We start from the raw sequence: 229 nt of genomic DNA, 5'->3' as shown, positions 1-229 counted from the left end.
AATTGCAAGTCGTCCAACCGGAAGCGGCGTTTCAAACACCGTTATTTCCAGGGAAATACACAGAACAGCTGGACCGCGGGTTCGATAAGCCCTTAAGCATTGCGTTTTCTGTGGAATCGCCTGTTGGAACTTTGGTGTCGGAAGAGGCGAAACAAGCCGTGTTGAAAACGGTGCGCTGGCTGGAAGGGCAAGGGCACCGAGTGGAAGAAAAAACACCCGATATCGACGG

At 52.4% G+C, this 229-nt stretch carries 1 pseudogene; it reads left to right on the top strand.

Annotated elements, in window-relative coordinates:
• A pseudogene (locus SB822_RS61550) lies at positions 1-229 on the top strand (hypothetical protein); the annotation flags it as partial.

Origin of the sequence: Paraburkholderia sp. SIMBA_054 (genome assembly GCF_046534875.1) — a bacterium.
GTDB classification, from domain to species: Bacteria; Pseudomonadota; Gammaproteobacteria; order Burkholderiales; family Burkholderiaceae; genus Paraburkholderia; species Paraburkholderia hospita.
This window is presented reverse-complemented; position numbering and strand designations above follow the sequence as displayed.